Source organism: Paenibacillus sp. JNUCC 34 (assembly GCF_058269055.1).
On the sequence record NZ_CM177770.1, the window covers coordinates 4584715 to 4605350 of the forward strand.

Annotated in this window: 19 protein-coding genes; 13 read left to right on the forward strand and 6 right to left on the reverse strand. The window is 45.2% G+C overall.

Annotated features, from left to right (window positions below; translation table 11 throughout):
* The first annotated feature begins 9 nt into the window (after positions 1-9).
* From AC2TF5_RS21550 to AC2TF5_RS21560, 3 genes are all read left to right on the forward strand, one after another.
* On the forward strand, positions 10-384 hold the full coding sequence (locus AC2TF5_RS21550) for a PilZ domain-containing protein (RefSeq protein ID WP_491299169.1): 375 nt from the start codon (positions 10-12) through the stop codon (positions 382-384).
* A gap of 149 nt (positions 385-533) precedes the next feature.
* Positions 534-1487 (forward strand): hypothetical protein, encoded by a 954-nt coding sequence (locus AC2TF5_RS21555; RefSeq protein ID WP_491299170.1) that lies wholly within the window; start codon positions 534-536, stop codon positions 1485-1487.
* A gap of 68 nt (positions 1488-1555) precedes the next feature.
* Positions 1556-1795, forward strand: coding sequence for an NHLP leader peptide family RiPP precursor (locus AC2TF5_RS21560; RefSeq protein ID WP_491299171.1), 240 nt, complete (start codon positions 1556-1558; stop codon positions 1793-1795).
* 95 nt (positions 1796-1890) lie between these two features.
* Here the strand turns inward: AC2TF5_RS21560 and AC2TF5_RS21565 are convergent, their stop codons facing one another.
* Both AC2TF5_RS21565 and AC2TF5_RS21570 read right to left on the reverse strand, forming a co-directional pair.
* Complete coding sequence (locus tag AC2TF5_RS21565) at positions 1891-3780, reverse strand: ATP-binding protein (protein ID WP_491299172.1); 1890 nt, start codon at positions 3778-3780, stop codon at positions 1891-1893.
* 183 nt (positions 3781-3963) lie between these two features.
* Positions 3964-5904: an ATP-binding protein gene (locus tag AC2TF5_RS21570; protein ID WP_491299173.1), complete on the reverse strand. Its 1941-nt coding sequence runs from the start codon at positions 5902-5904 to the stop codon at positions 3964-3966.
* 251 nt (positions 5905-6155) lie between these two features.
* Here AC2TF5_RS21570 and AC2TF5_RS21575 point away from each other — a divergent pair, with 251 nt between their 5' ends.
* The 9 genes from AC2TF5_RS21575 to AC2TF5_RS21615 all read left to right on the forward strand — a co-directional run bounded on the left by AC2TF5_RS21575 (position 6156) and on the right by AC2TF5_RS21615 (position 14796).
* Positions 6156-7340: a carboxylate--amine ligase gene (locus tag AC2TF5_RS21575; RefSeq protein WP_491299174.1), complete on the forward strand. Its 1185-nt coding sequence runs from the start codon at positions 6156-6158 to the stop codon at positions 7338-7340.
* 23 nt (positions 7341-7363) lie between these two features.
* Positions 7364-8848, forward strand: coding sequence for a UDP-N-acetylmuramoyl-L-alanyl-D-glutamate--2,6-diaminopimelate ligase (locus AC2TF5_RS21580; RefSeq protein ID WP_491299175.1), 1485 nt, complete (start codon positions 7364-7366; stop codon positions 8846-8848).
* Positions 8838-9557, forward strand: coding sequence for an aspartate/glutamate racemase family protein (locus AC2TF5_RS21585; protein ID WP_491299176.1), 720 nt, complete (start codon positions 8838-8840; stop codon positions 9555-9557). The genes AC2TF5_RS21580 and AC2TF5_RS21585 overlap by 11 nt, the downstream gene beginning before the upstream one ends.
* Before the next feature lie 184 nt (positions 9558-9741).
* The gene (locus tag AC2TF5_RS21590; RefSeq protein ID WP_491299177.1) at positions 9742-10080 is read left to right on the forward strand and encodes a hypothetical protein; all 339 of its coding nucleotides are present in this window, start codon (positions 9742-9744) and stop codon (positions 10078-10080) included.
* A gap of 314 nt (positions 10081-10394) precedes the next feature.
* Positions 10395-10787, forward strand: coding sequence for a hypothetical protein (locus AC2TF5_RS21595; protein ID WP_491299178.1), 393 nt, complete (start codon positions 10395-10397; stop codon positions 10785-10787).
* A gap of 166 nt (positions 10788-10953) precedes the next feature.
* Entirely contained in the window at positions 10954-11652 is a 699-nt protein-coding gene (locus AC2TF5_RS21600) for a peptidylprolyl isomerase (RefSeq protein WP_491299179.1), read from the forward strand.
* A 135-nt stretch (positions 11653-11787) separates the two neighbouring features.
* Entirely contained in the window at positions 11788-12507 is a 720-nt protein-coding gene (locus AC2TF5_RS21605) for a 3-ketoacyl-ACP reductase (protein WP_491299180.1), read from the forward strand.
* 154 nt (positions 12508-12661) lie between these two features.
* Positions 12662-13585: an AEC family transporter gene (locus AC2TF5_RS21610; protein WP_491299181.1), complete on the forward strand. Its 924-nt coding sequence runs from the start codon at positions 12662-12664 to the stop codon at positions 13583-13585.
* 23 nt (positions 13586-13608) lie between these two features.
* Entirely contained in the window at positions 13609-14796 is a 1188-nt protein-coding gene (locus AC2TF5_RS21615; protein ID WP_491299182.1) for a MalY/PatB family protein, read from the forward strand.
* A gap of 126 nt (positions 14797-14922) precedes the next feature.
* Here AC2TF5_RS21615 and AC2TF5_RS21620 read toward each other — a convergent pair whose 3' ends face one another.
* On the reverse strand, positions 14923-15447 hold the full coding sequence (locus tag AC2TF5_RS21620) for a hypothetical protein (RefSeq protein ID WP_491299183.1): 525 nt from the start codon (positions 15445-15447) through the stop codon (positions 14923-14925).
* Between the two features lie 553 nt (positions 15448-16000).
* Here AC2TF5_RS21620 and AC2TF5_RS21625 point away from each other — a divergent pair.
* Positions 16001-16591: a M15 family metallopeptidase gene (locus AC2TF5_RS21625; protein WP_491299184.1), complete on the forward strand. Its 591-nt coding sequence runs from the start codon at positions 16001-16003 to the stop codon at positions 16589-16591.
* Between the two features lie 66 nt (positions 16592-16657).
* Here the strand turns inward: AC2TF5_RS21625 and mmsB are convergent, their stop codons facing one another.
* The 3 genes from mmsB to chvE form a co-directional block, all read right to left on the reverse strand.
* Positions 16658-17824: a multiple monosaccharide ABC transporter permease gene (gene mmsB, locus AC2TF5_RS21630; protein WP_491299185.1), complete on the reverse strand. Its 1167-nt coding sequence runs from the start codon at positions 17822-17824 to the stop codon at positions 16658-16660.
* Entirely contained in the window at positions 17808-19337 is a 1530-nt protein-coding gene (mmsA, locus tag AC2TF5_RS21635; RefSeq protein ID WP_491302961.1) for a multiple monosaccharide ABC transporter ATP-binding protein, read from the reverse strand. Before mmsA ends, mmsB begins: the two co-directional genes overlap by 17 nt.
* 61 nt (positions 19338-19398) lie before the next feature.
* Positions 19399-20484, reverse strand: coding sequence for a multiple monosaccharide ABC transporter substrate-binding protein (gene chvE, locus AC2TF5_RS21640; RefSeq protein WP_491299186.1), 1086 nt, complete (start codon positions 20482-20484; stop codon positions 19399-19401).
* Between the last annotated feature and the right edge of the window lie 152 nt (positions 20485-20636).

Here is a 20636-nt window from a genome sequence, read left to right on the forward strand (position 1 = left end):
GGAAGATCATTGAATCTTCGAAAAGAACCATTTCGTTACTTATTTACTGAGCCCCTTTCTTGTCTGCTCGAATTGACAGAATTTAATGGAACTCCTGTGAGCAGTAAGCCCACCGAAGCAGTACTCATTAATCTGAGTAAAGGCGGCTGCAAAATTGTTTCCGACTTAAATCTTCATGCTGATACCAACCAAGTGGTGGTGAAACTTCATCTTCCTCTTACTGAAACACCGATTCTGTGTCTAGCGACCATTCAATGGCAGCGGGCTCAAGATTCCACCCGGTTTGAATATGGATTGCAACTCCAGCTTCCTCCATCAGAGAAAGAACGTATTTTAGTAGACCTTAGAACGCTCGCCGCGGAACGCAAAATCGTAGTGGAATGACACATAGACCTTGCCATTTTGGCGGGTCTCTTTTTTATCCATACCATCTGTAAATATTTAACTTAATAGGGATTTGTGATAGTATAAGATAGCAAGCTGGCATATTCACATCGGGTAGACGTTAAAAATTTTAATAGGCTGGTGATGCTATGGATTGGTTTAAACCGTATGAGGAAGATTTAGCCGACGTTTTTGCGGAATGCGGCGCCAGAATCGCTAATTTCCCTCCCCCTCTGAACCAAATCGGACTCCAGTATATGCAAAAATTTGATGTATTTCAGCAAGGCAGTGCCAAAAACTACATTTGTTATCTTCTCCCCTTCTGGATGAAGGACCTAACCATCCTTCCTTCAAACGTGTATCACAGTCTTTCGACCGCCAACATCTTCGGAATGCTCTACTTCTTCATTCAAGATGATATTATGGATACCCTGCCAGACCATTACACCCCGGGTATGTGGACAAATCAATTGGCGCTGGCCAACCTTCTTCACGCGGAATTCATAAGTATATACCTGCAGTTTTTCCCTGCCGAGGCATCGTTCTGGACCTACTATAGAACCTACATTCAAGAATGGTCCAAAGGTGTCATTTACGAGAGTCAGCATGATTACTTTCAACATGACCCCATCCAGATTGCCAAAAAAGCCGCACCTGTTAAGCTTGGAAGCACAGCCGCACTGCTGCTTGCAGACCGCTACGACCTCGTCCCTGCAGCAACCGATCTCATGAACAACGTCCTTCTCACCCTACAAATGATGGACGATTGGGCTGACTGGGAACAGGACTTATCTGACGGAAGCTACAACTGTCTGCTATCTCTCATCAAGTCGGAATATAACCTGCCCCGCAGCCATACGCTATCCATCGAAGAAGTACATCGTGCTGTATACCTTCACGAATCACTAGGCCATTATGTAAGTATCGCGTCCGCTACTCATCTAAAACTCCTTAGCATAAACTTGGATGCCCCTCACGTCATATCTTTTCATGAAATGCTCGTAGACGAACTTATCATAGAAGCGGGTGACATCGAAAACGGTCGTAAAATGCTAGAGCATGGTGGATTGAACTATTATTTGTCTATATTAAACAAAATATAATAGATTTTATATTTATTCCATGGTATTCTTTAGAAGTAAATAATAACCATTTCGAAAGGGTGATTCTAATGACGACAGAAGCCATCTTTCAAACACAGTTGATTCAAAAAGCATGGGAGGATCCAAGCTTTAAGGCAAAATTGCTTAGTGATCCGAAATCCGCCATTAAAGAGGTTCTTGGCGTATGGATTCCCGACCACATCCAGATTAGAACTGTTGAGGAGCAATCGAACGAATTGTATCTCGTCATCCCACCGAACCCATCCGGAGTGATCAAATCCGAGGCCAAGGAAAAAGCCATCTGGTAATGACTACATAATGTATCCTAAAGAATACATGTTCACATTATAATTCTGTACACAAAGAAGTGGGGACGAGCCGTCCGCCACCGCAGCACCAGGCATTAACTGCCAGCTGCGGGAAGCGTAATAACGGCTTCCGTCCCCACTCCTTTTTTGCTGCTGTAATGAATGCTTCCTTCCATAGCCTCAATAATCCGGAAAGTAACCATCAACCCCAGGCCAGTGCCTTTGGTTTTATTAGAGAAATATGGCTCACCGAGTCTGGTAAGAACATCGGCGTCCATCCCTTCCCCGTCATCCTCTACATGTATAAACACTTGTTCCTGCACGACATATGCCCGAATATGTATTTGACCCTCTCCATCCAATGCTTCAATGCTGTTCTTGATAATGTTAATAAGTGCTTGCTTGAACTTGGATGAATTCCCCTGGATACAAATATCGTCCGGGATATCTACCGTAATTGTGCCTCCCTGCAAATGAGCCAGTGGAGCCAGTATCCCTTCAATATGCTTGAACTCGTCTGACACCTGCAATACTGCAACTCTACCGTATTCAGGTTTGGCAAAGGTAAGAAAATCCGTAATAATGCCTGATGCCCTGTCCAACTCTATCATTGCCATATCCAGATACTCACGCTCTGCAGCTTTGGATTTTCCGCTCAATAGTTGTAGAAATCCCCTAGTCACCTGAAGTGGATTGCGCACTTCATGCGCTACTGATGCAGCCAATTCGCTAATGATATCCATCTTTTCTGAGCGCTGCAGCTCATTGTTAAACATTTTTAGCTCTTTGGAGTACTTTATAATTTGTTCATGATTTCGTGCAAAGACTCGTCCCAAAATAATAATCAAAGCCCCTATGAATCCAGCTACGCCCCATTTCCACAGAAAAAGATGATAATCACCTCCGCTTACAAAGAAACGGATCAACTCGCCCAGGCTGATGCCGGCAAATATAGCAAAGCCGATGTTAAAAATCACAGCGTCCTTGTTCCCTTTAACCGCATATACCATCGAGCTTACGAATAGAAGCATAAATTGGATGATCATCATAAATCCAAGCACCTTAACGGAAAAAAAGTAATACATTTCGTTGAAACGATCGGATGACAGGTAGTTTAACAACAGGAACAGAAGGCAAAAGGCTGAATACCCCATTTGGAACTTACGTAGCTTTCGAAGCAGTCCATTTTGTCCCGGACCGAACATTTTTTCGAAAAACAGACTGAAGGAAGGCAGCAGAATTAGTAAAGATATGTCATAAAGCTGTGTAAACAGCCTGCCGTAATTCTCAAATAACGTATAAAGGAAGGGGGAATAAGTAAATACAAGTATCCCAACAGACAATATGACTAGCGATAAGGACAACACACTTACCATGTAGCGTCTATTTAAAAATATCGACCAGACCAGCATTACACATGCGATAAATATAAACGTACAGCCAAGAACAATATCCACCAGATTGATTTTAACAAAACGGGTAAGCAGCGTATGAAAATCTCCTACGTATGCTCTATCCTGCATGTTTACATAATCTTTTGACATTACAACCCGTATATACAAATTTTCAGCTGTCAATTCTTCGTGCAAGGGCAGAAAAATTTGGTTCCTCTTATAGTTATAAGCACGGCTGGATTCATACAGTTTCACTTGATCAGCAAAAATCGAGATCTCTTTACCATAAATTTTATCAATCAAAATGCTCGGGGTTGAGGTATCCACAGCAGGAAGCTTCATCTTGATCCATACCGCTTTTGCCGAGAGTGGTTTTAAAATTTTGGAAGCAGCAGGCTGCCACTCATCAGTCGGGACATTCAAAGGCACCGACTCTGATGAATCTCCTGCGGAATCGCTCCATAGTATAGACCAGTCCGTAATGTTCAAGGCATCTGTCGATTTCCCATGTGCAGTGCCCGAAACGCAATATAATAGAGCTGCTGTAAAAATAAACAGTATAAGCACCCTAGATTTCAACGTAAACTTCATCGTACACCTCAACCGTAGATTATAGGCGACCTTATATGATTAACTGCGAATATGTGTTTCTGAATTATTTCTGAAATAGATTCGATAAAAGTATTAAAATCACCTGCAAAATTCCGGAAATTTGAAAAATTATTCCTGATATGTACGCAATAACATAAAAAAAGACACCTCATGGTGTCTTTTTTATTCCGTATCCCCATCGTTTTTATCTAGTAAAAGCATCTCTTCTTCAGACGGTGCCACAGGTAAACTGATAACAACCTCCGTACCAATGCCCTTATGGCTTGTAAAATAGATGCTTCCTTTCATTGCTTCAATAATTCGAAAAGTAACCATTAATCCGAGCCCTGTTCCTTTAGTTTTGTTAGAGAAATAGGGTTCTCCGAGGCGGGAAAGCTCATGCATGTCCATCCCGATTCCGTTATCCCGAACATGAATAACAGCCTCTCCCTTGTCTGTATAAGCCCATATCTTGACCGTTCCTTCTCCATCCAGAGCTTCAATACTATTTTTGACGAGATTAATCATCGCTTGCTTGAGTTTTGATGAGTTGCCCAGAATGTGTATCGTTTTGGGTGCTTCCAGATGGATCGTACCGCCGCCAATGTTGGCCAGAGGTAATAAAATCCCACTAACATGCCGCAGCTCATCAGACAAATTTAATTTCGCTACCTGCTCCAGCTCAGGCTTGGCAAAGGTAAGAAAATCGGTAATAATCCCTGAAGCGCGATCTAGCTCCTGAAGAGCCAGATCTAAATATTCCTGCTGATCCTGGCTCGACCTTTCTCCAAGTAGCTGCATAAACCCTCTTGTCACCTGCAAGGGATTGCGGACCTCATGAGCAACGGAAGCTGCAAGCTCACTGATGATCTCCATTTTCTCAGAGCGCTGCAGCTCGTTATTAAACAATTCCAGTTTCTTCGAATATTTAACTACTTTTTCATGACTGCGAACAAATTTCTGACCCAACATGACGATCAGGGATATTATAAATCCTAACACGCCCCACTTCCAAAGAAAGAAATGGTAGTTGCCGTTATTCACGTAAAAAGTCAGCAGGTCCCCCAAAGCTGCAGCGGCCAGTAAACTGAACCCTACAGAAAAAATATATGCGTCCTTGTTCCGTTTAGCCGCATAAGTGATTGTAGTTCCTACCAGAAGCAATATCTGCAGGATCATAATAAGCCCCAGTATGCGAGCCGAAACCAGGTAGTAAGCATTATAGAATTGGTTACCGCTCAGCTGATTGACGATAAGAAATACAAAACAAAATGCAGAGTAGATCAATTGGAAGTTTTTCATATAACGAATCAAGCCGAACGGACCTGGTCCGTATATTTTCTCAAAATAAAATGTTAAGGAAGGAACCAGGATAAACAGAGACATATCAAACAATGTGACCCATACCCTGCCGTATTCTTCATAAAAAGTATACAGAAACGGTGAATACGTAATAAGAAGAATTCCGCAAGAGCAAATGACCAGACTAAGAGACAACCATGTTGTCCTTGTCTGTCTCGGCAAAAAGAAGCAGCTGAAAAACATGACTATGGCAATAAAGAGAAAAGTGCTGCCCATGACAAAGTCACCCAGATCCCTCCGGATGAAGTTTCCTCGCAGATCCTCATATTCTCCGATGCTCATGCTACCTTTAATACCGTTCGAATCCATCGGTGTCTCAACCCATATGTATAGTGTCTTTCCCATATCCCCCCGCTGAACCGGAAGCAGCAAACGATGGTTGGTATACATATATTTGCGGTAGGATTCAAAAATAGGTTCCTCCTCCACGAAAACCCGGACGTCCTGACCCTCCACTTCATCGAGCAGAAGAGCTGGATAATTCCATTCATTTTCGGGAAGGGCCACCCGAAACCAGGCGGATAAAGCATTTTCAGGTCTGGAAAGTCTTTCTTGGTGTTTAATATTGACCCAGTCCAGAGAATTTTTCACTTGAGCTGGGGATACCACTGCCGGTTCTTGTACATCCCATATTACTTGCCAATCAGGGACAAACGTCTGTGCTTCTCGTCCTTCAACGTTCAGCGGAATCGACAATAGAAGAAGTACCACCAGTAGTACAATTTTGATCCATACGACGAAATATTTAGGCACAGCCTTCATTCGGTTAGCACCTCTACCCCTGTTCGTAATTAAAGCAATTTACCGTCTCGCATCCTATTCAGCATACATCGTAGCTCCTATCAATATATCATGAATTCGGAATACTGTTATTTATTTTTGACCGAAAAACTATGAACCTCTATCCAAAACAAAATCTCCCAATGAATCAAATCTATTTGTAATCTATGTAATGAAGAAGTATTATTATTATTTGATATGCTCTTAAAAATTCTGTATCGGGATGTGCATTCATGAACAACAAAGCGGTAATTTTAGGTTGTAACTATTATATTGGTCTGAGCACGATTCGCTGCTTAGGCATTCATGGCATTCATACGGTCGCTGTCGACTATTCAAATAAACATGCTTACGGTGCGGAGTCGAAGTATACTTCGGAAAGATTGATCGCTCCACATTATAAGGAAGAAACACAATCTTTCATCCAATTTCTAATCGATTATGCCCGTAAACAAAGCTCTCCTCCGGTTCTTATTCCATGTCATGATTCCTATGTTGAGATTATTGACGAGCATTTGGATGAATTGAGAGAATACTATCTTATTCCGAACTCAGAAAAAGGTCTCTATACGAGAATGATGAACAAAGAGGTTCTGCACCGGCTCGCTGAAGAAAACGGAGTGAACGTGCCGGAGACGGTTCGTGTAAACGAAGATAACTTCTTCGAGAAGGTTGAATCGACAATCAAGTTTCCTTGTATCGTCAAGCCAACGGATTCCCCTTCTTTTGTAGCCAAGTTTCGCCGCAAGCTGTTTAAAGTACACAACAAGCAGGAACTTGTTGAAGCACTCAATAAGGCAGCGGATGCCGGGCTGGAAGTCATCGTACAACGAATCATCCCAGGCTTCGACGATCATATGCATACGTTTGATGCCTATCTGAATCAGGACTCCAAGGTTACAAATTGGGTTACATGCCAAAAGTTCCGTCAATACCCTATCAACTTCGGCGCTTCAGTCTATACCGGACAAAAGTACGTTCAAGAACTGTACGACATCGGTGCACCGTTCCTTGAGAAAATGGGCTGGAAGGGCTTTGCTGAAATTGAATTCAAAAAGGACGCCGAAACGGGTAAATTTTACTTGATCGAGGTTAACTGCCGTATCACGAACCTGAACAACCTGCTGTATAAGGTCGGAATGAACATTCCTTACATCACCTATATGGAGCTGACAGGCTCACCTCAGCCTCCTAGTGCGCTGAAAGAGACTACAAACCGTGTGTTCTGGTATGGATATGAAGATATGCTTGCTGTACGTGACTATATCAAAACCAAGCAATTAACTGTAGGTCAGGTGTTCAAATCACTGTTCAAACCGAAAGCATACGCCATATGGGATTGGAAAGATCCGAAACCGGCCTTTGCCTATGCGTCTATCATCGGTGGTAAAATATTCAAAAAGATATTTAGAAGATAAGATATGGAAAGGAGCTGTTCCCATTGCGATTAGCTTCCATAGTGCAAGGCCTCGAGTATGATCTCGTGAAGGGCGATCTGAATATTGATGTGGACGCAGTCGCCTTCGATTCCCGGGAAGTGATACAAAACGGCGTCTTTGTCGCCGTATCCGGCTTCACGGTAGACGGCCACAGTTTTATTCCCAAAGCTATCAGTCTGGGCGCTGCAGCCATCATCGTGGAAAAAGACGTTCAGGTGGACGAATCCATTACGGTACTTAAGGTTCGGGACACTCGCGACGCGCTTGCGCTCCTATCGTCTAACTTCTACGGGAAACCTACGAATCAACTGAACATGATCGGCATAACGGGTACAAACGGTAAAACCTCGATCAGTTATTTTATGAAATCCATTCTGGAGCAGGCAGGCAAACATGTAGGTGTTATTGGTACGATCGGAACAATGATCGGGGATCAGCTGAAGAAGAACAAGAACACGACGCCGGAATCGTTGTATTTACAACAGATTTTTGCCGATATGGTGAGTTCGGATATCAGTCATTGTGTCATGGAGGTCTCTTCCCATGCATTGAGTCTCAAACGAGTGGCATACAGCCGTTTCCACACAGGAATTTTCACAAATCTTACCCCGGACCATCTGGAACTGCATAACAGCATGGAAGAATATTTTGAAGCCAAATCTCTGCTGTTCGATCAGACATCTGAGTACAACATCATAAATGCAGATGACCCATATGGGAGAAGATTGATTGAAAAAGTTAAGCATTATAAAACGAAACTTGTTACATACGGAATTGACAGTAAGGCAGATGTGTACGCCTCCGATATCCGTTATTTCATAGATTCTACCATTTATAATGTGCACACCCCGGCTGGAAGTATTGAGATCAAGGTTAACCTCCCGGGCGATATCTATGTGTTGAACAGCCTTGCTGCCATCGCTTGCGCATACTGTAGCGGCATTGACCTGGAAATCATCAAGGACGGTATACAAGCGGTGGAAGGCATTAAAGGCCGCATGGAGGTTGTCTACAAAGACAGCAACAATCTGGTCATTGTTGACTTTGCACATACAGAGGACAGTCTGGAAAAAGCATTGTTAACGCTCCGGCCTTACACTAAAGGCCGTATTATTCTAGTATTCGGCGTTTACGCCGCAGCTGGTGAGCTTGGAAGTGATAAGCGCAGTTCAATGGGTAAAGTAGCGGCTAAACACTCCGATCTGTCTATTGTCACCTCAGATAATCCCAAAGATCAGGATCCCGATGCGATTATTTCTGAGATTGTGGCTTCTGTGGAAGCCGCAGGAGGCTCTTACAAAGCCATTGTGGACCGTAAGGAAGCTATTGAGCATGCTCTCACGATCAGACAGAAGGACGATATCATTCTGATCACGGGAAAAGGTCATGAAACTTCACAGATCATCGGAAAAACTGAGATTCCTTTTAATGAAGCTGAAATTGTGAACGAATTTATAAAGAGGCAGTTGTTGAATAATGGATACTAAAAAATTAGGCGTCATTGGCGGTATGGGCCCACAGGCTACCTCGGTATTTTTTGAAAAGGTCATTGAGAATACAACAGCCGAGTGCGACCAGGATCATATTGATATGCTTATTCTGAATCACGCCACCCTGCCCGATCGAACCAAAGTCATCTTAGAGGGACGTCACGAGCTGTTCTTGGACGCTGTGGCGAATGATTTCAAACTGCTGGAACTGGCTGGTGTCGCAAATATCGCTATTCCGTGCAATACATCCCATTATTTCTATGACGACATGCAGCAGATGACCTCCGTCAACATCATTAATATGGTGGACGAGACGGTAAAGGAAATTCACGGGCGTTTCGGTGACGGCAGCAAGATTGGTATTCTGGCGACAAATGGTACGGTCAGCAGTGGAATCTACCGTGCCAGCTGTGAAAGATACGGCATGAAGCTATACGAACCAGCTCCTTCACTTCAAAGTGAGGTCATGGACATTATTTATAACGATGTAAAAGGCAGCAAAAACGTAGATCCAAGCAAGCTGGAATCCCTTATCCATCAGCTGGTGTATGAGGAGCACTGCCAATGCGTCATTCTCGCATGCACTGAGTTGTCCTGCATTGAATTAAGTGATTTCTATAAGGAATGCTCCATTGATGCGATGGAAGTGCTCGTCAATCGCTCGATCACGTTATCGGGTAAGCAGGTAGCATCGAAATACAATTGAACGAAAAGCCCTCTCTTCAGGCAGCATCTGAAAAGAGGGCTTTTTGCTCATAAAGCGGCTGTAAGAGGGACATCATAGAACGATAGTAATGGGTTATACGTACAATCGTGGGATTCATTCCCCGTACAGTGGGTAAAATCCAAGGATAAGAATGTGGATCTAAATTTGAAAGGGGATGTGTACAATGCGTGAGGACAGACGGATAAGCAGAGAATATGAGGGAAAAAACGGTCTCGCGGCTGAAACGACAGGCAAGCTCCCTCTGGATCATGTTCCGGCAGATGCAGCCTTTTCACTCGGAACAGATGCCAATGAAACCTATCCGCGTCATATACGCCAATTGGAATCGCCAGACCAAGATGATGACTCACTTGAAGATGTACCGGATGCGGATGAGATCCAAGCTGGCAGTCCTGTCGATCCTGCTGCCCTTCAAGATCCTGTTCAACATGGTACCGATCTGTTAAACGGTGTTGGTGGTGTGGACGATGAGACCGGACGCAAGCTGCCTAAGTATTTTTAAATATGAGACATCAAAACAAAGAACCGCTGTCCTAATAGGGATGGCGGTTCTAAACATGTATTTCTGTTTCAGAACAATATATCGAGTAGTCCAAGTATAGCCACCCATAATACAACACCGATTGCGGCTCCCCACATCAATCCGATCCATAGGTTCCCCTGCTTTTCCAACGGATGTTCCCCCTGGTTACAAATTTCGTTAGTAACCAGTATAGTCATCCATTCAAAATCTATACTAATTTAAATATATCCTAGTCACCCGCCTCTACCCTTTCGTCATATTATAATGCATATGACCATGGAGGGATGGTATGAATGAAGGGAATCCTGTCATTACACGGAGACCGCCACATCACACTTCAGCAGCGGCTTGCTGCATTGAAGGGACATCTCGTCGAAGTTAACGCACCCCATACGGGACTTGAACCAGGTCGGCTGGAATTTGTATACAAAAGGAATTTTATTCGAGTACAAGGCGAACTATTTGTTCCGGCCAGTTTAAATTCTATCCGCATCTTTGATATTAAACCACCCCGTCGGAGCATGTTAGTGGGTGTTCGAACCACGTTCCCAAGCGGCAGTGCGTTCAACCGAATCCGTCTGGTACGTATCGGTTCCGATTTTATCGAGCTGCAGGGAAAAGGCAAGAACCCTTCCCGAATTCTGTTTCCGCTGAATAAAGTGGAGGGAATCTACCGGGCACTATAGAGGACAGCCCTAATACGTTCATCAGGCACGATCATAATCCTCAAGACTTGTACAAGTTTGGGGATTTTCTTTTTTTTGCAACTGAACAAGGTTCGGTCGTTTTGTCCGTGGGGCAGAACATGTGATAAAATACTACCATCATCTATACTTAGGGGGAAACGTTACGATGAAACAAAGAAACAAATTACTGACTGTCCTTCTGTCCCTGATGACCCTACTGGTGATCGTAACCGGCTGCGGCGCGGACGAAAAGAAGGAAACAAACAACAACAGCGGCAATGCAGGCTCTCCTGCACCGGCTGAGGAACCAGCCGCCGAGAAAAAAGTAGTTCCCGATCCTAATGCAAGCCACCCTATCGTCACCATTGAAATGGACAGCGGTAAAAAAATCACACTTGAGCTATACCCAGAAGTTGCTCCTAATACGGTTAACAATTTTATCTCTCTGGTCAAGCAAGGCTTTTATGATGGGACAGGCTTCCACCGTGTTATTCCCGGCTTCATGATTCAAGGCGGCGATCCGGATGGAACCGGTATGGGAGGTCCGGATTACAGCATTGCCGGAGAGTTCAACGCTAACGGCTTCCCGAACGATCTAGAGCATACCCGTGGGGTCCTCTCTATGGCCAGATCCGGAGATCCGGATTCCGCTGGTTCTCAGTTCTTCATCATGCACGCCGACTCTCCTCATCTAGATAACCAATATGCCGCTTTTGGTAAAGTAACCGAGGGCTTGGAGGTTGTTGATGAAATTGCCGGGCTGCCAACAGGTGAAAACGACCGCCCTGCTGATCCACTTCCAACGATGAAAAAGGTAACCGTCGACACACTTGGCAAAGATTATCCCGAGCCTGAGAAGAAATAACAGTTCAAGAGGACAAGAATGCACCCTGATGCAGTCTTGTCCTCTTTTATAAAGTTCATCTAACTGGTAACGGGGCACAGCACAGGGTATACTGGTAGACGAAAACCATACTATTATTGCTAAGGAGTGAATAGCATGAGCTTAAAAAATAAAACGGCTATCATAACTGGTGCAGGCAAAGGCATCGGGCGGGCCATAGCAATCTCCCTCGCTAAGGAAGGCGTGCACGTCGGCCTCGTTGCCCGAACCGCTGCTGATCTTGAGCCGCTGGGACAATTCATCACAGAACAATACGGGGTCAAAGCGATTGTGGCGATTGCCGATATTTCTGTTCAAAGCGAAGTGGAAGCTGCTTTTGCCGCCATTAACCAGGAACTGGGCGCAATCGATATTCTCATTAACAATGCAGGCATTGCCCAGTTCGGAAATCTGCTCGATATGGAGCCGGAGCAGTGGAAACGTATCGTAGACGTCAATCTCATGGGTACATATCACATGCTGCGTACCGTGCTTCCGGGCATGATCGAGCGAAGTAAAGGCGATGTGATCAACATCTCCTCCACCGCCGGAGAACGCGGCTTTGCCACAGGTTCAGCATATAATGCTTCCAAATTCGCCGTCATGGGACTGACCGAAGCTGTACTGCAAGAGGTTCGGAAGCACAACATTCGCGTCACCGCACTTACGCCAAGCACCGTTAATACAGATTTAGCCGTTAACGCAGGTCTAAAAATTGGTGAAGAAGACCGGATGATGCAACCGGAAGATGTTGCGGAACTGGCACTTGCCGCACTTAAGCTGCCCCCTCGAGTATTTGTTAAAACCGCAGGCATCTGGACAACCAACCCCCAATAACAAATTATTTAAGCCGTCTATCCCGCAAAGGTATAAGACGGCTTTTATTTATCGTTTTCATCCGTGTGAAAACAACAGCGACATGATATAATGACTGGGTGCTGGGTGCTTACCCACATAGTGTTTATAGTAAGAAAGAAGATGAACAACATCTATGATTACTGACATTATTCTGGAAGTAGTCCTACCCATTTTTGTCCTGATCGGAATCGGAATTCTGATGCAACGGGCATTTCAGCTTGACCTGTATACGCTGGCCAAGATCAACTTTTACTACATTACACCAGCTGCTGTATTCATGAGCATGTATGAATCTGAAATGTCACCCAAATTGCTGGGAACCGTCACACTGTTCTATGCAATATATGTAACCGCTCTTTATATCATTGGACGTATCACCGCCACACGCCGCAAATTTAGCCGCGGAATGAGGGCTGCGTTTTCTAATAGCCTTATCTTGGACAATTCGGGAAACTACGGACTTCCGATCAATGACCTTGTGTTTAAAGGTGACCCCTTGGCTGGCTCTGTTCAAGCCTTGATTATGTCCCTTCAAAGTCTGCTTACCTTCACCTATGGCGTCATTTCCATCCAGGGTGCAAAAACCGAAGGGTTATACCGACACGCAATCATCGGCTTTCTAAAAATGCCGGTACCCTACGCGCTGATTCTGGGGCTGCTGCTGCATGCCTTAGCCGTACCGCTGCCTGTCTTCGTGTCCCAGCCACTGGTGTATGCAGACCAATCCTTGGTAGCTATCGCGCTGCTCACGCTAGGTGCTCAAATTATCAAGTATCCGCTCCGGCTGCGCAGATTCGATGTGTATCTCAGTGTAGCACTCCGGCTGCTTGTAGCTCCAGCCATTGGAGTTCTCATTGTGTTCACTCTTGGTCTTGAGGGAATTCCCGCCCAAGCCCTTATTATCGCCTCAGGGATGCCGGTTGGTGTGAATACATCCATCCTTGCGGAGGAATATCAGAATGAACCCGATTTTGCTGCACAAACCGTGCTCTTGTCGACCATACTGAATGTTATAACCATCACAGGCTTAATTTCCTTAGCCAAGCTTGTAGCTTAATCATATTCGTTGGAGGAGATCACATGAATTTTGACTTAACTATTAACCGCACCCGTACCGCTTCCCTAAAATGGGATATCATACCGACCGTTTTCGGAGTGGATGACGCCCTTCCGATGTGGGTCGCAGATATGGATTTCGCTGCACCGCCAGCCGTTGTTCGTGCTATGCATGCCCGTGTCGAGCATGGTGTATTCGGCTATACACTTCAAACCGAAACCTACAACGAAGCGATCACCAGCTGGATGGAAAAGCGCCATAACTGGAACATTAAACCGGAATGGATTCAGTACTGCCCCGGTGTAGTTCCAGCACTGAGTCTGATCGTAGAAGCATTCACAGAGCCTGGTGATCAGGTTATCATCCAGACACCTGTATACCCTCCTTTCTACAGTGTCGTGAAAGATCATGGACGTGAGCTCGTACAGAATCCACTAATTCTGACTGAACAAGGCGATTACGTGATGGATTTCGAGGACCTCGAGCGGAGTTTATCCGGCGGACGGGTGAAAATGATCATATTGTGCAGTCCCCATAATCCGGTCGGCCGGGTATGGACCAGAGAAGAGCTGTCCCGTATAGCGTCTTTGTGTGAACAATATGACGTACTTGTCGTATCAGATGAAATCCATGCCGACCTGATCTACCAGGCAGGATCACACACGCCATTCGCCTCTCTTTCAGAAGACGCAGCAATGCGCTCCTTCATCTGTACAGCTGCGAGCAAAACATTTAATATTGCCGGATTGAACACGGCCAACATCATCATTCCGAATGATACACTCCGCCGTAGATTCGACAAAGCGCTGCAGCGCTACGCGCTCGGGTCAATTACTCCAATGGGTGCCGCTGCTACAGAAGCTGCTTACCGTGAAGGCGGAGAATGGCTGGACGCTCTCCTGTCCTATGTCCGGGGGAATATGGAGTACATTAGAGACTTTATTCAAGAACACATGCCTGAGGTGAAGGTAAAGCTACCACAAGCCACTTACCTCCTCTGGATTGATTTCCGAGGGCTCGGGATGAGTGATGAAGATTTGAACCGCTTCCTCGTTCAGAAGGCCAAGATTGGCATGAACAGAGGTGTTACTTTTGGCAAAAACGCCGAGGGCTTCATGCGTATGAATATGGCCTGTACCCGCGCTACAGCGGAAGAAGCCATGTCACGTCTGAACGCTGCGATTACACAGTGGCGTAAAGAAGCTGAATAAAACGAATATTATAGCCACAATAAAGAGGGACTCCGTTAAGGGTCCCTCTTTATTGTGTCACTGACGCTATAATCGGCTTGCAGATAAACATTTCTTAGTAATAAGAGTGATATTTTTAATGCTGAGTCAAGACCAACTAGTCGTGTCCGTACCTGATGTCAAGTCGTTTTGTTCGATGTCTCCGTACACCGTCTCGGCCCCATTTTGCTCACGTCCCGCCTGATAACCGACATCCATAATCGCACCGTTCAGCTGATGGAGATGTCCGCTTACCTCATCCATCTGTTTAAACACCTGTCTGTGCTGATATGCCTCAGGGTAAGCACTTTGCTGGTCTGGCTCATTCATTTGTTCAAACGAGGCCTTCTGATCTCCAAGAACCTGACGGTACCGCTGTGCAGTATCAGAACGAATTTCCGAGACAATGTTTTGCATTCCATAAAGCGCCATACGACAATTGACTAAATCTTGCCTCAAGGTATCCGAAGTTTCAGGTGTAATTTGGGACTGGGCGCTCTTTAGCGCTGCATCCATCTCACCTAAATCGTTTAATACAACGGCCAGCTGATCACAATTTCCGCTCTGCTGCATTTCTGTCAGTACCCTGGATACCTGGCTCAATTGGCTTGCTATCGATTGAACACTCGTCATATAAAGTCTCCCCTTTAACAAACTATGTACATATTGTTTGTTTTTAGCATGTAGAAATCGTTCTATCCTTATACATCAAGTTCACTTGTCCGTTTCACCGACGCAAAATACCCATGCCCACTAATAGAGGACATGGGTATTTATTTAAAGAGATCAACATGGGTGCACGTTCGGTGGAGGTTACGTGCATTTAATATACTTTACAAACGGAACAATTTGATTTCAATTCTAGCGCTGGACTGACCGTTATTCACCGCCTTTACAAAAAACATTCTGGACTCACTCGACAGCGTCGCAACTTTGATCGCATTTTCTACTGGCCCTGTCGAATACTATACACATAGCCTCATTTATCAACCTCCTTTTCTTGATAATCTATCTTATGCCGTCATAGAAAAACGGTCTGGATATATTACCATCACTATCAAAAAAAAGGCTTTATGTCGATAGATTCGTTAGACTTGGAAAATGGATCTATTGGAATGAAGACTAAATAACCGATATAATCGTTATTAGATATTAAATGCTTGAAAGTAGGTAGGCAGAAAACGATATGGCAAAAGTGAAACGCAAAAAATCGACAACTATCATTATCATTACGATATTGCTAGCCATTATATATATGCAGCTGTCAACGTCCATTCCTGATATTTTGCCGGATTTGGATAAAGAAGACGGTCCTCCGGTTACCGATCTCCATCCTGTTGTGCTTGAGCAGAAGAATAAACTTGTCGCAAAGGCAAGGGAGATTGGAATAAAAATTATCATTACAGATGGTTACCGAAGTGACGAAGAGCAGAACCGTTTATACAAGCAAGGACGAAGCACGAACGGTGACATCGTTACCAACGCGCAGGCCGGTGAGTCTATGCATAATTACGGCCTTGCTATCGATTTTGCCCTCCAATTGAAGGATGGGAGTGTCATCTGGGATATGGAGTATGACGGTAACGGAAACGGTAAATCCGACTGGATGGAGGTCGTGGCGATTGCCAAAGATCTTGGTTTCCAGTGGGGTGGCGATTGGACCAACTTCCCGGATTATCCTCATCTCCAGATGGATTTCGGCCTTACCATACGCGACCTGAAGCGCGGAAAACGCCCTCCGGTGGACGCACATGAATATTTGGAGGCGTCGAAGTGATCATAAATTTCATATAAACAAAAGCCGCAGATCACTATTGATCTGCGGCTTCTTCCTTTCCCCTACTTACACGGCTCTAGTTTTCTTTTTGTTGTAAATATCGAACGCTACAGCTGCCAAAAGGACCAGACCTTTAATGCCCTGCTGCCAGTCAATCCCAAGGCCCACGAGTGACATACCGTTGTTCAGAACACCCATGACCAAACCACCGATGATGGCGCCGAATACGGTACCGATACCGCCGGTTGCCGATGCACCGCCGATGAAAGCAGCTGCGATTGCATCAAGCTCGAAGTTCGTACCGGCTCTTGGTGTAGCTGCGTTCAGGCGGGCTGCAAAGATCAGACCAGAGATTGCTGCGAGCACGCCCATGTTAACGAATACCCAGAACGTCACCTTTTTCGTTTTGACACCGGACAGTGCTGCTGCTTTTTCATTGCCCCCGAGTGCATACACATGGCGTCCCATAACCGTTTTGTTCATAACGAAGGAGTAAACGACGATCAGAACGAACAGCAGAAGCAGAATGTTAGGAATCCCTTCATAACTTGCGAGCATAAAAGTGAAGGCGTTAATCACTGCCGCTACAAGCACAACCTTCAAGGTAAACAAACCGTTCGAAATGACATCAAAATTGTATTTCTTTTGAGATTTACGGTCACGAAGCTCATTCATGATGTAGATTACTGTAAGTACAATACCTGCCAATATAGCCACCAGATTCAATCCAGTACTTCCGAAGTCGGGAATAAACCCGGAACTGATCTTCTGGAAGCCTGCAGGGAACGGTGCAATCGACTGTCCTTCCAGCACGATCATCGTAAGTCCGCGGAACAGTAGCATACCTGCCAGCGTTACGATAAAGGCCGGTATTCTAACATAGGCCACCCAGAACCCCTGCCATGCACCGATCAATCCTCCAACAATCAACGAAGCGATCACAGCTACGACCGGATGAAGCTGCATGTCCACCATCATAATGGCGGAAACTGCACCGACAAACGCCGCTACCGATCCGACGGACAAATCGATGTGCCCGGTGATTATAACGAGCACCATTCCGATCGCGAGCACGAGAATGTAGCTGTTTTGCAAAATAAGGTTCGTAATGTTGATCGGCTGCAGCAGAAGCCCGCCTGTCAGGATCTCGAATAAAATCATAATAAATACTAAGGCTACAATCATTCCGTACTGACGGATATTGTTCTTAAACATTTTAACCAACGTTTCCACGCTGAACCCCTCCTGTCTTGGTCATGTATCTCATGAGCGTCTCCTGTGAGGCATCTTCCTTGTTTACTTCTCCCGTGATCCGTCCTGCGTTCATGACGTAGATCCGGTCACAAATTCCGAGAATTTCCGGAAGCTCCGAAGAGATAACCAGCACACCCTTGCCCTCATCAGCCAACTGGTTGATGATCGTATATATTTCGTATTTAGCGCCGACGTCAATACCCCGTGTAGGTTCATCGAGAATCAATATATCCGGCTCGGAGAAAATCCATTTACTCAGGACAACCTTCTGCTGGTTACCGCCGCTCAGATTACCCGTTTTTTGCAAAATGTTCGGTGTCTTGATCTTCAGCTTCTTCCGCATATCCTCAGCCACCAATATTTCCTGCTTATCGTCAATGACCGTGTTGCGGGTCAGCTTCGGCAGTCCTGTCAGGGAAATGTTGCGTTTGATATCATCGATCAGGATGAGTCCGTAATCTTTCCGATCCTCCGTCACATAAGCAAAACCGTTGTCAATCGCCTGTGTGACTGTGTTATTCTGAATTTCCTTACCGTTCTTGCGAAGTGTACCGGTGATATTGCGGCCATATGATTTTCCGAAAATACTCATCGCAAGCTCCGTGCGGCCCGCTCCCATCAGTCCTGCAATACCTACAATCTCGCCGCGCCGGATATTCAGGTTGATATGATCAAGCACCTTACGGTCAGCGTGGTGCTCATGATAAATCGTCCAATCCTTGACTTCCAGGATCGTCTCCCCAATATTCGACTCATGCTCCGGATAACGGTTCGTCAGGTCACGTCCAACCATACCGCTGATAATCCGGTCCTCATTCACTTGTCCGCCCTTCATATCAAGGGTCTCGATCGTTTTACCGTCACGCAAAATCGTAATGGAATCCGATACCTTTGATACCTCGTTCAGTTTGTGGGAGATAAGGATACAGGAGATTCCCTGCTTTTTGAATTCAAGCATAAGGTCCAGCAGATTCTCACTATCATCTTCGTTTAGCGCCGCAGTCGGCTCGTCCAGGATAAGAAGTTTCACTTTCTTTGATAGCGCTTTCGCAATTTCGACCAGCTGTTGTTTACCAACACCGATATTTTCAACCTTCGTATTCGGATTCTCTGTAAGTCCTACTTTTTCAAGCAATTCCTTCGTACCGTTAATCGTCTCGTTCCAATCTATGATTCCTTTATGTGCCCGTTCGTTCCCAAGAAAAATATTTTCCGCAATCGACAAGAATGGAATCAAAGCCAACTCCTGGTGAATAATAACGATGCCGAGCTCTTCACTCTGCTTAATATTTTTAAATTCACAAACCTTGCCTTTAAAAAGAATGTCTCCCTCATAACTTCCATGCGTATAAACGCCGCTAAGCACCTTCATCAATGTGGATTTACCGGCACCGTTCTCTCCGCACAGCGCATGTATTTCGCCTTCCCGGACTTTTAGATTGACATTGTCCAACGCTTTAACACCGGGAAACGTTTTCGTAATGTTCTTCATTTCCAGAATGTATTCTGACACGATGGTTCACCGTCCTTTGGTTTCGATAGTAAGCGTGGCGCTATTTTATTCCGATTTCTTCTTTCGTATAGTAATCCGCCTTCACGATTTCTTCCTCGACGTTGGAAGCGTCTACAGAAACCGGATCGAGCAGATAAGCGGGAACGACCTTAAGTCCGTTGTCGTAAGACTCTGTATCGTTTACCTCTGCCTCTTTCCCTTGCAAAATACTCTCTGCCATCTTAACGGCCTGCTCTGCAAGTTTTCGTGTGTCTTTGAACACGGTCTGTGTCTGTTCACCGGCTACAATCGATTTAATGGACGCTAGCTCGGCATCCTGTCCGGTAATGATCGGCATTGCTTTTTTGGCAGAACCATAACCGACACCCTTGAGTGATGAAATGACCCCGATGCTTATTCCATCGTATGGAGACAGCACCGCATCCAGCTGTTCGCGGGAATAGTTAGCACTGATTAGGTTATCCATCCGTGCCTGGGCAAGTGCTCCGTCCCAGCGGAGGGTCGCGATTTGAGCCATCGTCGTCTGCCCGCTTCGAACAACGAGCTTGCCGGATTCGATATACGGCTTCAAGATGGACATCGCTCCGTCATAGAAAAAGTATGCGTTGTTATCATCAGGTGAACCGCCGAAGAGCTCAATGTTATACGGCCCTTTTCCGTCTTTAAGTCCGAGCTTTTCTTCAATGTAGGAAGCTTGCTGTACTCCAACTTGGAAGTTATCAAAGGTTGCGTAATAGCTTAAGTATTCCGTGTTCCGGATCAGACGGTCATAAGCAATGACCTCAATGTCTTGATCGTGAGCCTTCTTGATTACATCGGTCAGGGTGTTACCGTCGATCGGAGCGATGACAATAACGTCTACCCCCTTAGTGATCATGTTCTCGATTTGGGAAATCTGGTTCTCAATAACGTCCTCTGCAAACTGCAGATCCGTTTTATATCCTTTTTGTTCGAATAAACGCGCCATGTTCTGACCGTCAGCTACCCAACGTTCCGACGATTTGGTCGGCATCGCGAGGCCTACATAGCCTTTATCTTTATTGCCGGTTCCGGTTTCAGCCAGGTTACAGGCGGTCAGGGCCATCATCATGGTGAGTATAAGAAACCCTAACATTCCTCTTTTCATCGGTTCTTCCCCTTTCCGATTCTTAAGTGGAGAGCGCTTTCAATAGGTCAATGATGCGTAAGCCTCTCTGTACACAAAATGATATCACTCAGGTCAGGGATGGGTCTTTTCACGTATACAACCTTTTTTATAAAATTCAGACTATTCTTCAT